The organism is Microcoleus sp. Pol12B5, assembly GCF_036701335.1.
In the GTDB taxonomy this organism is placed as follows: domain Bacteria; phylum Cyanobacteriota; class Cyanobacteriia; order Cyanobacteriales; family Microcoleaceae; genus Microcoleus.
This window is the reverse complement of the sequence record NZ_JAUBQQ010000104.1, coordinates 1-14,204: the sequence shown is the minus strand read 5'-3', so window position 1 is coordinate 14,204 and position 14,204 is coordinate 1. Positions and strand designations below refer to the sequence as shown.

The window sequence follows — 14,204 nt, the reverse complement described above, 5'->3', positions numbered from 1 at the left end:
ACCTCGCTCTGTCTTGAAATCTCAACGGAGGGCGTGATTGAGACTTTTTCAGTGCCATTGGACTAAAGTCCTCACTACAAACTTTATCGGTTTGTAGTGAGGACTTTAGTCCTCAAACTTAGATGCTACTAAGCCGCAGCCAAATTTGCTGCTGCAAAATCCCAGTTAGCCAAATTATCCAAGAAATTAGTAATGTAGTCGGGACGGCGGTTTTGGAAATCCAAATAATAAGCGTGTTCCCACACATCCAAAGTCAGCAACGGAGTTTGGCCGTGTGCTACCGGGGTGTCAGCGTTAGCAGTTTTGGTGACTTTCAAAGTGCCGTTGTCCAAAACCAGCCAAGCCCAGCCGCTACCGAACTGAGTTGTCGCAGCAGTCTTGAATTCTTCTTTGAATTTGTCAAAGCTGCCGAAGTCAGCGTTAATTTTGTCAGCTAAAGCTCCTGTCGGAGTGCCGCCGCCGCCCGGTTTGAGGGAATTCCAGAAAAAATTGTGGTTCCAAACTTGACCTGCATTGTTGAAAATGCCGGCTTTGGATGGGTCTTTAGCAGATTCCTTGACAATTTCTTCAAGGGATTTGCTCGCCATTTCCGTTCCTTCAATCAGTTTATTCAGATTGGTCACGTAAGCAGCGTGGTGCTTGTCGTGGTGGAACGAAAACGTGTTGGCCGACATATGAGCTGGTTCTAGGGCGTCAGCGGCGAAGGGTAATGGTGCTAGTTCAAATGCCATGGTGTTCAATCCTCTCTGGATTACTTTGGGTTTTTCGGTTGACTTGGTGGCTTTTTTATGATTAAAGCCGACCGTCACTAGCTTGAGTGTATCAAGCTGTGGTAAATAATTCTTTACAATTTTCATATTTTATAGCAGTTGCAGCATTTTAGGATTCAGACTTCTATTTTTTAGATATCAAAGCTACTTATTGTCGGGTTTAATTAGCATAAAGTATCACTAAATGTCAAGCTACCTGGGAGACAAATAAAAGTGTGTGTGAAATTGTCAACCGCTCGAAATTTTATGAGACTGATAAATAGATTAAACCTGTAAATTATCAAAGATTAACCTAAGTTCAATTAAGCTGTAAGAAAGTCAAACAAGTTGCAGGAGCTGTCAATGGAAAAGCGTTTAAACAACTCGTCCAGTCACCCCCCTCAATGGTTGAATCTGCAATTAATCGTCACCGCTCTGGAAACAGTCCAAGACTTAATTGCCATTTCCCTATGTATTGGTTTGTTTTGTTTCATGGTGCTAGAACTGCGAGAAATGTTTTTCTCGCTGCTGCCTCCTTTGAATTTTCAGCAAGTGACGGCAGACATTCTATTTTTATTAGTTTTAGTGGAATTATTTCGGCTGCTAATTATTTACTTGCAAGAACAAAGAGTTTCGATAGGTGTGGCTGTGGAAGTTTGTATAGTATCTGTTTTGCGAGAAGTGATAGTGCGGGGAGTACTAGAAACTCCCTGGGTTCAAATATTATCAACAGGCGCATTTTTGCTGGTTTTGGGAGTGCTGTTGGTAGTCCGAGTTTGGTTGCCGCCAACCTTCGAGGGAATTGACCCGGAACGTCGCATGGCTAGCAGAAAGAGAAATCTATCAGACAATGAATCTTCTTCCGCATCTGTTGTAGCCAATAGCAAGTTTAATTCTCATTGAATATGGCATGACAGGCGATTTAAGATTTTAAATTTACTCTAATATTGCTTGTCGCGTTACCAGCCATCATTTTCCGTAAAACTGAGATGTTGAACCATTGTCAAGAACGGGCATCTTGCCCGTTTCACAGAGAGTAGATTTTATTGTAGGCTGGGCAGGAGATCCCACAGGGCTGTTTCATTCTCACGAAAATCAGGCTTTTGTAGGGGGGGTGCCAAGAGTGTCCGCCCCCCCACGGACGATGAAATCGATGTTTCAAATATCGGGGATCTTCACGAGGGATTGCCCCTACAAGAGAATGAAACCGCCCTGGGAGATCCCACCCAAAAAAGGATTATTGAGAATGGTGCAAGATGTGAGGTCAAATCAACCTGATAACGGTTGCAGTGAAGCCTAAAATCCTCTGAAAATTCAGAGGAATGCAGTCTTAACTACAAAGACAAGCTTCATCAATCATTCCCAATTATTCAAATCTAAAATCTAAAATCTAAAATAGTATTACCCGTTAGCCTGTAATTCCCCCAAACGAGCCAACACTTCTTTAGAATGAATCGCCGGATTAATCTTCACAAAGGTTTCACGCAAAATACCTTCAGGATCAATAATAAAACTGTGTCGCGCTGATATAAAACTCATCCAAGAACCGTAAGCTTTACTTACTTTACCATCAGTATCAGCTAACAGCGGAAACTTCAAACCTTCCGAATCGCAAAATTCCGCATGGGAATCGACATCATCAGCGCTAATACCGATAATTTGAGTATTCTTTGCCAAGTATTTCGGCAAGTCTTGCTGAAATCTCCGCGCTTCGATGGTACATCCTGAAGTAAAGTCTTTCGGATAAAAATAGACTACCAGCCACTTACCGCGATAATCCGACAGGGACACTTGTCCGTCCCCGCTGTTTGTCGGCAAAGAAAACTCCGGCGCTGGTTGATTTACCGGAGGAAGCTTACCGCCGAGGGCAAATGCAGGTGTGGCAAAATTAAAACTTAGAAAAACTAGACAAATTGCCAAGAAAGTGCTAAAAAAATTGCGACGCGACATCATAAATTTAGAAGTAGAACTGTACTTAAGACAAGTTTACAGTTTTCTGATTAAATAGGTAGAGGCAATTCGCGGATTGCTTCTAAAACCCCAAGATCACTCACTCAAATAGCAATTTACCCATGAGCGCTGCACTCCCGTTAACAGGCAAAGCTATAGTAGTCCAGGTAATTAATGGTCAACCCGTTGTGATCGAAGTAGACGGCACTAATGCCCCGATTACTGGAGGAAATTTTGTTGACTTAGTTGAACGCGGCATTTACGACGGGGTGATGTTTCACCGAGTTGTACGTCAGCCAGATCCTTTTGTGGTGCAAGGAGGTGATCCGCGCAGCAGGGATACGAGAATTCCGCCAAGTCAATTGGGAACGGGTAGTTTTATTGACCCGGATACCAATCAGGCGCGTTTTATTCCTTTGGAAATTAAGCCGCAAGGGGCCGCGCAACCTGTTTACAACCAAATTGTCACCCAGACGCCCCAGTTGCGGCATAATCGCGGGGCTGTGGCAATGGCTCGTTCTAATGCTTTGGATTCGGCTTCTTCGCAGTTTTATTTTGCTTTGGATGAGTTGCCATTTTTGGATGGTAGTTATGCTGTTTTTGGCAATGTTATTCAAGGTTTTGAAACGGTGAATGCGGTGCAGCAGGGCGATCGCATTTCAACTGCAAAAGTCGTTCAAGGAATCGTCCCCAGTCGGGTTTCTAGCATCATTACCGATGTTAATGTGCTCAACGATTTAATTAATAGTACCAATTTCGTAAATCTATCTTTGGGAGCGCTCAGACTGCCAAATACTCCCAACAACTATCAAGTCACTTCCCAAGACTCTCAGCAAAATCCCAGCGGTATAGTGGGAGGTAGCGCCAACGATCGCATCCTCGGTTCACCGACGGATGATGCAATTAATGGCAGCCAAGGCAATGATACCATCAGTGGCGAAGTCGGTGACGACTTTTTGCGAGGTGGGAAAGGTAACGACTTCATTAGTGGCGGTGTTGGCAACGATATTCTGATTGGCAATTTCGCTGACGATACTCTCAATGGTGATGCTGGTAACGACTTTTTGCGAGGCGGTCAAGGGGATGATATCTTAATTGGTGGTGATGGCAATGATATCTTGATTGGAGATACAGGCAACAATACTCTCACAGGAGGTAGTGGTGCAGATACTTTTGTTTTGCTCGGAGTAGATCCTGCTTCTCTTCCTTTTATTACCCTACCCCCGACAAGTCATACAATAGTTGATTTTAGGCCAGAGGAAGGCGATCGCATTGCTTTGACAGGAAAATTATCCGATACTACATTCACTCAATCTGGAAGCGATACTGTCATTAACTTGGCAGCGGCTGGTACTGTGGTACAAAATTCTACTGTCGCCTCTGTTCAAAATGCAGCCTTTGCAATTCCTTTATCTAGGATTCCTAGTGTTCCTAACCCTCAACCTGCCGATGCAGCCTTGAGAATTGGCTAACTTTAACTATAGGTGTAGGGTGCTTATGGCGCACCTTACAAATTCCCCAATTCCCATTCCCCATTCCCCAATTTCCCAATTTCCCAATTTCCCATTTGAAAACTCAACTAACACCATAGCTTTGTAATTTGAGAAACTGCATCTTGATAAGAATCCATTCTCCCCTGCTGCTTAAAAAGCCCTGCTGCTTTCTGAAAATCCTCAAATGCTCCCTGAACCTCTCTCAATTTATATCTAGTCAGTCCTCGGTTAAAGTAAGCTTTAGCAAAAGCGCTATCGAGGCAAATTGCGGACTCAAAATCAGCTAGTGCTGCTAGGGAATTTTGCATTTGTAGGCGGATAGCACCTCGGTTAAAGTAAGATTGAGCTACATTTGGGTTGAGCAGCAGTGCCGAGTTGTAATCGGCGATCGCCCCAGTATAATCTTTTAAACGAGTCAGCATAAACCCGCGATTGCTGTAATACTTGGCTCGGTAAGGATTGAGTTCGATGGCAGTAGTTAAATCTTCGATCGCCGATTGCTTGTCGCCTAATTTGTAGCGGGTCACACCGCGATCATTGTAAGCTGACGCGAATTGGGGATTAATGTTAATTGTGGCAGTAAAATTTTTAATAGCGCCGTGCAAGTCTTGTTGTTCGAGATTTTTTAAACCTTGAGTGTAAAACTTTTTGGTACTAACTTTTAAATTGGCCTCTTGTCGGGATTCAGCTTGCTCCCCCGAAAATACGCCGGCAATATTAGTGAATCCCAAAGATTCGATCGAATTGAAAATAGTTGTGACAACTAATTGGGTTGGGAGAAGGGGGATAGTAGGCATGGGAGAAGTGTTTTTCAACTGTATGCTGTTATTTTCCTCCATACTTGAGCTATTGGCAGTGATATCCATACTCTCAGGAACGTGATAAGTTTGATGCGATTGGGTGATGTTGGGGCTTGAATTGTGTGATGAAAGTTGGGCTTAGTTAGTGATGCCGATCGCAATTAACAAAAATTGCGTCTAGAACCCTTTAAATATAAGGCTTGTAGGCTAGATGAGCGGTTTCTTGATTCGCATATTGAGGAGTTTATACCAGGATTGTTTGCAGATATGCCCCTGAGGGAGCGATCGCAACTGTCGGCTGTAAGTATTACTTTGTAGCGATATTGCACTGGCAAATCTTGATCGAACTTGTGGTTATCTTATCGCAGGTTTTTAGGAAAAATATTAGTTTGGCAGCGAGGCATCTGTGAAGCAACCGGGTGTCTACCTCAAAGCGCGTCTAAGACTGGCTAAGTTAAGTTTGTACCCGCGCCAACCCTGATTAACCTTTCACTACACTAATATTTTTGAGTAATCTTGCTGAGGGAAGTTGCAAATTATTTGCTATGCTTTGATTAGACATCAATAATTTATGGCGCAAATTAGTGTCAATGAAAAGAGTTATGAGGTTGAAAACTTTCTTCGCTGCGGTATTGGGGATCGTCCTGTTCACTCTCTACTTAACTCCTCCTGTGATGGCCGCGAATGCGGAGGATGTGAGTCACCTATTAAAGGATAATTGGTGCGTCAGTTTTTTGTGGAAACAGTGCGATTTGAGCGCAGTCGATTTGCGGGGAGCTAATCTCCAAGAAGCCAATTTGAGCGGCGCTAATTTGAGCGGCGCTAATTTGTCCGGTGCTAACTTAAAAAATGCGGATCTTTCTGACGCAGACCTCAGCGGCGCTAATTTAGCAAATGCTGATATTTTAGGCACGGATCTCAGTCGAGCCAATTTGACTGAAGCTAATTTCAACTCCACGAAGTTGTGGGATGCTAATCTGACTTTGGCAAATCTGAGTCGCGCCAATTTACAAGATGCTAATGTCTTAGATTCACGACTTTGGGGAAGCAATCTCACCGAAGCTAATTTAACGGATGCGACACTGCACGGTGCTGACTTGCAATATGCTAATTTGGCCGACACTAATTTAACAGGTGCTGACTTGCACAGCTTCTTTTTCCGAGGTTCCAAACAAGTCACAAATTTGAGCAATGCTAATTTAGAAGGCGCTACTTTAACGGGAGCAAATTTCAGAGGTGCGGTGCTGGCAGGGGCAATAATGCCGGACGGGTCTATTAATGAAGAAAGTGGCTTTAATTTACCGTAGAGTAAAATTAAAGTCTGCTTGAATAATTTCAACAACAGGCTTTCGGGCTGATTTCGCAGTCAATCACTTATCTGGTGTAGCTGCGCCCGTTGCCAACAGCTTGTTGAGGATGTTGTCAAGATATCAATGTAAACCAGGGTGCGATCGACCTTTTAACTCCCAAGCTGCGCCCGTTGTCAACAGCTTGTTGAGGATGCTGTCAAGATATCAATGTAAACCAGGGTGCGATCGACCTTTTAACTCCAAACCAGTAAATATCGCTAAAATCTTAAATCTCAAACCGAACCTGCGCGCATCTGTTACAATTTTCAACAAAGCCAGAACAGCCCCGAACCTGAAGTCACCTGCCTAGGGGTACAAGCCCGCGACAGGAGTCGTGGAGAGCAAAAATATTAGATATTTAGTTTAAACTCCCAGATTCATCTGTAGAGTCTCTCTAAAATCTAAAATCGATTGTGGAGTCCATCTAAAATCTAAAATCTAAAATCTAAAATCGATGGGCTGTGGAGTCAATCTAAAATTTAAAATCTAAAATCTAAAATCTAAAATCTAAAATCGACAGATGGAAACCCTGCAAACCCAACTTTACGAACTCGCACAATTTGCTAATAATTTAGTAAATACTCAACTGACAAACCTCAGTTTAGTCAGCGTCGGAGTCATCTTTCTGGCAGGGTTGCTAACGAGCTTAACGCCCTGTATGCTTTCAATGTTGCCGATCACGATCGGCTACATCGGTGGATACGAAGCAAAAAGCCGCCTGCAAGCTGCCGCCCAGTCTGCGTGGTTTTCCCTGGGATTAGCCACTACCCTTGCAGGTTTGGGTATTGTAGCATCATTTGCCGGACAAGTTTACGGGAAAATTGGCCTGGGTTTACCGATTCTTGTCAGCATTATTGCTATTCTAATGGGGCTGAATTTACTCGAAGCTTTACCCTTACAAATGCCGTCTTTCGACGCTGTGGGGTGGGTGCCGAAAGATTTGCCTGCGGGCGTGCGATCGTACTTATTGGGCTTAACTTTTGGTTTAGTAGCGTCTCCCTGCAGCACTCCGGTTTTAGCTACACTCTTAGCTTGGGTTTCCAAAACAGGAGATACAGTTTTAGGTGGTGTGTTGCTGCTGTTTTACGCTGCTGGCTACGTCGCTCCGCTGATTATAGCAGGTACTTTCACTGCAAGCATTAAAAAGTTGTTAGAATTACGTCGGTGGTCGAGTTGGATTACGCCTGTTAGCGGCGTTTTGCTAGTAGGATTTGGTGTTTTCTCTCTGCTTTCCCGCATCCTTCCCGCGTAAGTTTCGTAGTCAGGGCTTCAGCCCTTATTTAGAGATATGGCAATCACTACGGAATGCGTGAATTAATTTTTTTTAAACAAACCGCGAAGACGAAGGAAGAAAGAAAAGACAAAGACTTAAAAAAATAATTGAGACTTACTCGATAATAAGAATAATAATATTTATTCATTTTTTGTTTTTCCCTGCTCTTTCTTCCTTCTTCCTTCTTCCCTCTTCCTTCTTCCTTCTTCCTTCTTCCTTCTTCCCTCTCCCTTCATAATTACCAATGACATCAAAAGAAGTATTTCTATCAAAACTCTCAAACTGGGCGAAGGCCCCTCAAAGGTTTTTCAAACGAGAAATCTTGCCGATACTCGCAGATTTGCGGCTGGCAATTATCTTGCTGCTGACGATCGCATTTTTCAGCATTTCCGGCACCGTCATCGAACAAGGTCAATCAGTACCTTTTTACCAATCTAACTATCCAGAACACCCCGCTTTGTTCGGCTTCCTAACTTGGAAAGTTGTGCTAATTGCAGGACTTGACCACGTATACCGCACTTGGTGGTTTTTGTCAATCCTAATTTTGTTCGGCAGCAGCTTAACAGCTTGTACATTTACCCGACAATTTCCAGCATTAAAAGCCGCCCGTCGCTGGAAATTTTATGAAGAACCAAAGCAGTTTGAAAAATTAGCTCTCAGTGCGGAATTAGAAACAGTTGCTTTAAGTTCTTTAGAACCACTTTTGCAGCAAAAAAACTACCGTATATTTCGAGAAGGCGAAAAAGTTTATGCTCGCAAGGGAATAATTGGCAAAATCGGCCCGATTATTGTTCACGCCAGTATGCTAATTATTTTAGCTGGGTCGATATGGGGCGCAATGACGGGATTTCTCGGTCAAGAAATTGTTCCCAGCGGCGAAACATTTCAGGTGCAGAATATCTTGGATGCAGGGCCTTGGGCCGGGCCACAAATACCGAAGGATTGGTCGATGCGAGTTAATCGGTTCTGGATTGATTATAGTCCGAGCGGTGCGATCGACCAATTTTACTCTGACCTGTCAGTTTTGGACAAAACAGGTCAAGAGGTCGATCGCAAAACCATTCACGTTAACGAACCCCTCAGATACCGGGGAGTCACATTTTATCAAGCAGATTGGGCAATAGCTGCCGTGCGAGTTCGCCTCAACAAAAGCCCGGTTTTACAATTACCAATGGCTCAGCTAGACACTCAAGGTAAAGGCAGAATTTGGGGTGCTTGGATTCCCACAAAACCCGATTTGAGTGCGGGAGTTTCTCTGCTAGCAAAAGACTTGCAAGGCACGATGTTAGTGTACGGTACGGATGGCAACTTGTTAACTACAGTTCGCGCAGGCACGGCGGTTGAAGTTAACGGAGTGATGCTGACAATTGACGAAGTTGTAGGCAGTACGGGATTGCAAATTAAAGCTGATCCGGGCATTCCGATCGTTTATACTGGTTTCGGGTTGCTGATGCTGAGCGTGCTGATGAGCTATCTGTCTCACTCCCAGATTTGGGCTTTGGAAACCAACGGCAAACTATACATCGGCGGGCGCACTAATCGCGCTCAGGTGAGTTTTGAGAGAGAAGTTGTGGAGATTTTGGACAAGTTGGCAGAATTGAAAACAGTAGAAGAAAAAAGTGCGATTGCCCCGACTTCTGTTGCAAGTCAAAGCTAACCGTAGGGTGCGCTAGGCGCACCTTACACCAACGATAAATATCAAAAAGATTAGTTGAGTTTGTAGGGTGCGCTTTGCCAGATTTGTCGAAGTGGTTAATTTGAACCGGAGAAAAAGCATACAATCGCTATTTCACGTTCAGATTCTTCAAATTTCAAGTAATGAAAATTTCTATACGGAGGTTTTTGTTTCAAAATCAAAAACCTGAAACGCCAGTCAACCGGTACTCTGCAGTGGGCGAGAAACTCAACCAATTCCCAGTGTACACCCTACAAACTACGAGATTTTAAGCGTGTGAACGACTTTTTGACTGTCTTGAGAGGGCTGTCCTGACGCACCCTACAATTAGTTACTAATTTTATTAAAAATCCTATTTCTTAAAACTATTGTGGGGTGCGCTTCGATGCCGCCCCACAATTAAATCTCACTGCCACAACAGCTTAATACCTACCCTACTTCTGATGCGACACCTCAATCACGGTGTGGACGTTCCCCCGCGGCGAAAAATCTCCCTTAATCGTCGCTTCCAGCGGCGCGCAAGCCGCCACAAAATCGTCTAAAATTTGATTGATCGATTCTTCGTGAGAAATGTAGCGATCGCGATAACTGTTGACGTACAGTTTCAGCGCCTTTAACTCTACCACCCGCTCGTCTGGCACGTAAGTAACGTGAATTGTCGCAAAATCGGGATAGCCAGAAAATGGGCACTTGCAAGTAAACTCCGGCAACGTAATGTTAATCGAGTAGCGCCGCCCGACTCGCGGATTCGGAAAAGTAATTAACTCGCCTTCTAAAATCTGGCGTTCGCCGTATTTCATTTCTTCGGTGCTTGACTTTTGCGACATAGTTTGTTCCGGTGCGTAGGTGTTCATAGCGATCGACTAAAAACTTGTAACATTAAATTAAATTTACGTTCAATATCTGTAACAAATATCTTGACGAATTGTGTTGCGATCGATCTAATTGCAAATACTCTCAGGCTAAACTAAAACAAGTTCACCCTCGCCATCTACAATTATGCAAAATACTACCTTATCTGACAATACTTCCCCTGAAAACTCAAATAGTTACTCTCCATCGGTACCAATTTCCCTCTATCGAGAAGTCACGGCAGAGCTGCAAGCAGCCCAAGCGATGGTAGACTCTCTCAAAACCCACAATCAGCAATTAGTCCAACAAAATCAACAGCTGCGGCGAGAAGTAGAAACAGTAGTTCAAGTATCCCAACAGTTACAGCAAGTAGTCAATTCGGCTCAGAGCGTCACCCAGACAGGGATGCCTCAAATGCCGTCAGTCAAATTCAATTTTAGCGTTGAACCTCCGCCCCCAGCACCTGTAACCTCGCAGACTAACTCTGCCATACCTCAACCACCTCAGACAGTGGCTTTTCCCTTCCCCCTGCCGGAAGCGCAGCCAATAGCTACCCCGATGCCGGAGACAGTTCCAGAAAAATTATTTACAGAGGTGGCGGAAACTCCTTACCGTGTCCGATCTCAACTCAAAAAAAACTCAGATTTAAGTGGATTGTGGTTGGCGATCGCGATTTTTCTGATTGTGATTGCAGCTTTCGGTGCAGGTTATTTAGTTGTCCGCCCTTTATTAATGAAAAAGTAAATTCCAACAAGAATCCCACGGTTCGATCCGTGGGATTTTAAACAAAACCTAGCATAAAATGTTCAAAGTTACGCTAATTGGCCATCATCCTCTGGCGGCAATCGTTTCTACTGAACGAGGGGCATACTGCTCTTCACAAGCAGAACCTACGATTCCCACCCCTGGCTCGAAACCGCGCGTGAACTCAGTGAGTTTTACCTGTTTAGCTTCCAAAGCTGTCTGTAGCACCTTCATGGCTCGGTGAGGGTCGCCGGCTCCGCAGAAAAATAAGTCTGCAGCAAAATAACCGTGTTCAGGCCAAGTATGGATTGCTATATGAGACTCTGCCAAAGTAGCAGTAGCTGTCACTCCGTGAGGACTAAACTGGTGTACGCACAAATCGATGAGAGTAGCTCCTCCGGCTTCGATCGCATCGAGAATAGCGCGGCGGATACGTTCAGGATCGTTGAGCAGGTCTCCTGGAGACTGCCAAGCATCAGCGACCAGATGGGTTCCCAATTGTTTCATTCTGCGGGGTTTTACCTCTATTGATTTTTTAAGTCTCAAACCTTTTAACCATAGCACGATGCCAAAAATTTTGCAAGTATCTTTCACAAAGAAAAATGAAGATTACGAGAAATACCCACCACCAAGCGCTGGCTGTATGGTGGGGTCAAACTGTCTCACAGGCAGATGCCACTAATGGAATTCGTATTATTTCAGTGCTGCCTTTTTCTTCTCAAACCACCGTTTTTGATTAAAGCGATCTCTGGTTTCCAGGGGCTAAAAAAACCAAAGCTCGATCGTTCCGGCTGTGGCGGAATTGATATGAGATCGAAATGCCACAGATGGACCGGTATCCTTTCATTCGTAAAATTTGGCAGATCCTAGACGATCGCCCGGCGGGCAGATTCCAGCGCTCGCTCTGGCAGCCTATGCTGTAAAAGTTGAGCAGCAACAGGCGATCTCCGCTGGGTTTCTGGCGTCACCTAGCTAAACCCGCTCGGTCAGCCGAGATAGTATCGTTGCCCGTTTGTGTGGGCCCAATAGAGAGACAACCGCATGATCCAGCAGTATCAACTCGTCGAACAGATTTTTGCAGGCAATAGCGAGATGGCGATGCTGATGCGATCGCACGATTGGTCGCTTTCGGCCCTTGGTGCCGTTGAAACCTGGCCTCAAAGCTTGAAAACCGCGATTCGGATTATCTTAGGCTCTCGCTACCCCATGTTCGTCTGGTGGGGACAGCAGATGACCAAGTTTTATAACGATGCTTACATTCCTATGCTCGGCAAGCGACATCCGCAAGCACTAGATCAGCCAGCCTCACGGGTATGGGCTGAAATCTGGGACACGCTAGGGCCGCAAGCAGAAGCGGTTTTGAACCAGGGACAATCGACGTGGAATCAAGAATTGCTTCTGTTAATGGAGCGTAACGGGTATACAGAGGAAACCTACTTTACCTTTTCCTACAGTCCGGTGGCGAATGATGATGGGCCAGTGGGGGGCATTTTCTGCGCCTGTAGCGAGGACACTCAGCGCGTTTTGAGCGATCGTCGCTTGGCAACGCTGCGCGAATTAGCAGCAGAAACAGTCACTGCCAAGACGCAAGAAGCAGCTTGCGAGATGTCCGCCACAGTATTGACCAATAACGCCTATGACATCCCGTTTGCGCTGTTTTATCTACTCGATGGCGAAAACGAGATCGCACGACTCGCGGGTACAACAAGGTTAGCAGCCGGAACCCTTGCCTCTTGTGAGGCGATCGAGCTTACATCCGCCCAAAAGTGCCAGTGGCAATTGAAGCAAGTCCTGGAGACGGGCGAAAGCAGAATCATTGAAGATTTGGAAGCGCAATTTGGACTTTTACCGGGCGGCGCGTGGTCCCAATGTCCCCATCAAGCGGTAGTTCTACCACTAGCTCGATCGGGAGAAACCTTCGGGTTCCTGATTGCTGGAGTGAGTCCGCTGAGAAAGTTTGATGATGATTACAAAGGTTTTTTTGACTTGATGGCAGGGCAGGTGACAACAGCGCTCGCCAACGCCCAAGCTTACGAACAAGAGCGTAAACGTGCCGAAGCATTAGCTGAGTTAGACCTTGCTAAAACCAAGTTTTTTAGCAATGTGTCTCACGAATTCCGCACGCCACTCACCTTGATGCTGGCTCCCTTAGAAGACACGATCGCCAACCTGGATGGAACAATTCCACCTCAAGAACGGGAACAATTACAGTTGGTGCAGCGTAACGGAATGCGGCTGCTCAAACTCGTCAATAGCTTGCTCGATTTCTCACGCATCGAAGCAGGTCGAGTCCAAGCATCTTATGAACCTGTAGATTTGGCAACCTATACGGCGGAACTTGCCAGCACGTTTCGATCGCTGATTGAACGGGTGGGAATGTCACTCATTGTTGACTGTCCACCCTTGCCCGAAGCGATTTATGTTGATCGCGAAATGTGGGAAAAAATTGTTCTCAATTTATTATCAAATTCCTTTAAGTTTACGCTAGCGGGAACAATTACGGTTCGATTACGGTGTGTAGAAAAATGTGTTGAATTAACGGTTTCAGATACAGGGGTCGGGATTCCGTCCGAAGAACTACCGCATTTATTTGAGCGATTTCATCGAATCAAAAACTCGGAAGGACGGAGTTTTGAAGGCTCTGGCATTGGGCTATCGCTAGTGCAAGAACTCGTCAAACTACATAGGGGAGCGATCGATGTCAGCAGCACTTTTGGGCAGGGCAGTTGCTTTACAGTGACGATTCCCACCGGAACAGCTCATCTGCCGCCGGAGCGCATTGGCGCCAGTCGCACGTTAGCATCAACGGCGTTAGGCGCGATGCCCTATGTCGAAGAAGCTCAACGGTGGTTGCCAGAAGGCGATTTTAGATTAGAAGAATGGAGCATGGCTCCATCCACTCATGAACTCGTCAATCAACCCGCTCAATCTAAAACCCAAAATCTAAAATCTAAAATTCTCCTGGCAGATGACAACGCTGATATGCGTGATTATATTCGACGACTCCTGAGCGGTTCTTATATTGTTCAAACCGTCGCCGATGGCCTTGCCGCATTGACTGCCATTGAGAAGAATCCACCCGATTTGGTATTGACAGATGTGATGATGCCGGGGATGGATGGGTTTGAGTTGTTGCGATCGCTGCGTTCTAATCCCGCAACCCAAGACATTCCCATCATTCTATTATCAGCCCGCGCGGGCGAAGAAGCACGTATTGAAGGACTCGCAGCCGGAGCCGACGACTAAGTAGCTAGACAAAATTAATTACATAGTTTTCTCCAAATTCTTTCAGGATTTTTTCCACAGAGGTAACAAAAGT

At 45.2% G+C, this 14,204-nt stretch carries 13 protein-coding genes; 8 read left to right on the top strand and 5 right to left on the bottom strand.

Annotated features, from left to right (window positions below):
* Positions 1-128 precede the first annotated feature (128 nt).
* On the bottom strand, positions 129-731 hold the full coding sequence (locus QUA24_RS25595) for a superoxide dismutase (RefSeq protein ID WP_015178829.1): 603 nt from the start codon (positions 729-731) through the stop codon (positions 129-131).
* 381 nt (positions 732-1,112) lie between these two features.
* On the opposite strand from QUA24_RS25595, the gene QUA24_RS25590 reads away from it, so the two are divergent.
* Positions 1,113-1,652: a phosphate-starvation-inducible PsiE family protein gene (locus QUA24_RS25590; protein WP_333233101.1), complete on the top strand. Its 540-nt coding sequence runs from the start codon at positions 1,113-1,115 to the stop codon at positions 1,650-1,652.
* A 498-nt stretch (positions 1,653-2,150) separates the two neighbouring features.
* On the opposite strand, the gene QUA24_RS25585 is transcribed toward QUA24_RS25590, so the two are convergent.
* On the bottom strand, positions 2,151-2,699 hold the full coding sequence (locus tag QUA24_RS25585) for a peroxiredoxin (RefSeq protein WP_445242649.1): 549 nt from the start codon (positions 2,697-2,699) through the stop codon (positions 2,151-2,153).
* A 122-nt stretch (positions 2,700-2,821) separates the two neighbouring features.
* Between QUA24_RS25585 and QUA24_RS25580 the strand changes: the two genes are divergently transcribed.
* Positions 2,822-4,171 (top strand): peptidylprolyl isomerase, encoded by a 1,350-nt coding sequence (locus QUA24_RS25580; protein WP_333233097.1) that lies wholly within the window; start codon positions 2,822-2,824, stop codon positions 4,169-4,171.
* Between the two features lie 107 nt (positions 4,172-4,278).
* Here the strand turns inward: QUA24_RS25580 and QUA24_RS25575 are convergent, their stop codons facing one another.
* Positions 4,279-5,058, bottom strand: a complete 780-nt coding sequence (locus QUA24_RS25575; protein WP_333233095.1) for a tetratricopeptide repeat protein — start codon at positions 5,056-5,058, stop codon at positions 4,279-4,281.
* Positions 5,059-5,594: 536 nt separating this feature from the next.
* Here QUA24_RS25575 and QUA24_RS25570 point away from each other — a divergent pair.
* From QUA24_RS25570 to QUA24_RS25560, 3 genes are all read left to right on the top strand, one after another.
* Positions 5,595-6,299 carry a pentapeptide repeat-containing protein gene (locus QUA24_RS25570; protein ID WP_333233093.1) on the top strand — a complete coding sequence of 235 codons (705 nt, stop codon included), beginning with the start codon at positions 5,595-5,597 and terminating at the stop codon, positions 6,297-6,299.
* 562 nt (positions 6,300-6,861) lie between these two features.
* The gene (locus QUA24_RS25565) at positions 6,862-7,593 is read left to right on the top strand and encodes a cytochrome c biogenesis protein CcdA (RefSeq protein ID WP_333233091.1); all 732 of its coding nucleotides are present in this window, start codon (positions 6,862-6,864) and stop codon (positions 7,591-7,593) included.
* 265 nt (positions 7,594-7,858) lie between these two features.
* On the top strand, positions 7,859-9,271 hold the full coding sequence (locus tag QUA24_RS25560; protein ID WP_333233089.1) for a cytochrome c biogenesis protein: 1,413 nt from the start codon (positions 7,859-7,861) through the stop codon (positions 9,269-9,271).
* A 452-nt stretch (positions 9,272-9,723) separates the two neighbouring features.
* Here QUA24_RS25560 and queF read toward each other — a convergent pair whose 3' ends face one another.
* A complete protein-coding gene (gene queF / locus QUA24_RS25555; RefSeq protein ID WP_333217000.1) occupies positions 9,724-10,143 on the bottom strand; it encodes a preQ(1) synthase in 420 nt (139 codons plus the stop codon).
* A gap of 145 nt (positions 10,144-10,288) precedes the next feature.
* On the opposite strand from queF, the gene QUA24_RS25550 reads away from it, so the two are divergent.
* Positions 10,289-10,885, top strand: coding sequence for a hypothetical protein (locus QUA24_RS25550; protein ID WP_333233087.1), 597 nt, complete (start codon positions 10,289-10,291; stop codon positions 10,883-10,885).
* 84 nt (positions 10,886-10,969) lie between these two features.
* Here QUA24_RS25550 and speD read toward each other — a convergent pair whose 3' ends face one another.
* Entirely contained in the window at positions 10,970-11,392 is a 423-nt protein-coding gene (gene speD / locus QUA24_RS25545; protein ID WP_190743421.1) for an adenosylmethionine decarboxylase, read from the bottom strand.
* 95 nt (positions 11,393-11,487) lie between these two features.
* Here speD and QUA24_RS25540 point away from each other — a divergent pair, with 95 nt between their 5' ends.
* Together QUA24_RS25540 and QUA24_RS25535 are read left to right on the top strand one after the other, a co-directional pair.
* On the top strand, positions 11,488-11,625 hold the full coding sequence (locus QUA24_RS25540; protein WP_333233086.1) for a hypothetical protein: 138 nt from the start codon (positions 11,488-11,490) through the stop codon (positions 11,623-11,625).
* A gap of 301 nt (positions 11,626-11,926) precedes the next feature.
* Positions 11,927-14,131 carry an ATP-binding protein gene (locus tag QUA24_RS25535; protein ID WP_333233084.1) on the top strand — a complete coding sequence of 735 codons (2,205 nt, stop codon included), beginning with the start codon at positions 11,927-11,929 and terminating at the stop codon, positions 14,129-14,131.
* Positions 14,132-14,204: the final 73 nt, after the last annotated feature.

Coding starts and splice junctions, on each gene's coding strand:
- speD (WP_190743421.1), bottom strand. CDS start 11,392: ATGAAACAATTGGGAACCCATCTGGTCGCTGATGCTTGGCAGTCTCCA.
- queF (WP_333217000.1), bottom strand. CDS start 10,143: ATGAACACCTACGCACCGGAACAAACTATGTCGCAAAAGTCAAGCACC.
- QUA24_RS25550 (WP_333233087.1), top strand. CDS start 10,289: ATGCAAAATACTACCTTATCTGACAATACTTCCCCTGAAAACTCAAAT.
- QUA24_RS25585 (WP_445242649.1), bottom strand. CDS start 2,699: ATGTCGCGTCGCAATTTTTTTAGCACTTTCTTGGCAATTTGTCTAGTT.
- QUA24_RS25535 (WP_333233084.1), top strand. CDS start 11,927: ATGATCCAGCAGTATCAACTCGTCGAACAGATTTTTGCAGGCAATAGC.
- QUA24_RS25560 (WP_333233089.1), top strand. CDS start 7,859: ATGACATCAAAAGAAGTATTTCTATCAAAACTCTCAAACTGGGCGAAG.
- QUA24_RS25575 (WP_333233095.1), bottom strand. CDS start 5,058: ATGGATATCACTGCCAATAGCTCAAGTATGGAGGAAAATAACAGCATA.
- QUA24_RS25580 (WP_333233097.1), top strand. CDS start 2,822: ATGAGCGCTGCACTCCCGTTAACAGGCAAAGCTATAGTAGTCCAGGTA.
- QUA24_RS25540 (WP_333233086.1), top strand. CDS start 11,488: ATGAAGATTACGAGAAATACCCACCACCAAGCGCTGGCTGTATGGTGG.
- QUA24_RS25570 (WP_333233093.1), top strand. CDS start 5,595: ATGAGGTTGAAAACTTTCTTCGCTGCGGTATTGGGGATCGTCCTGTTC.
- QUA24_RS25590 (WP_333233101.1), top strand. CDS start 1,113: ATGGAAAAGCGTTTAAACAACTCGTCCAGTCACCCCCCTCAATGGTTG.
- QUA24_RS25595 (WP_015178829.1), bottom strand. CDS start 731: ATGGCATTTGAACTAGCACCATTACCCTTCGCCGCTGACGCCCTAGAA.
- QUA24_RS25565 (WP_333233091.1), top strand. CDS start 6,862: ATGGAAACCCTGCAAACCCAACTTTACGAACTCGCACAATTTGCTAAT.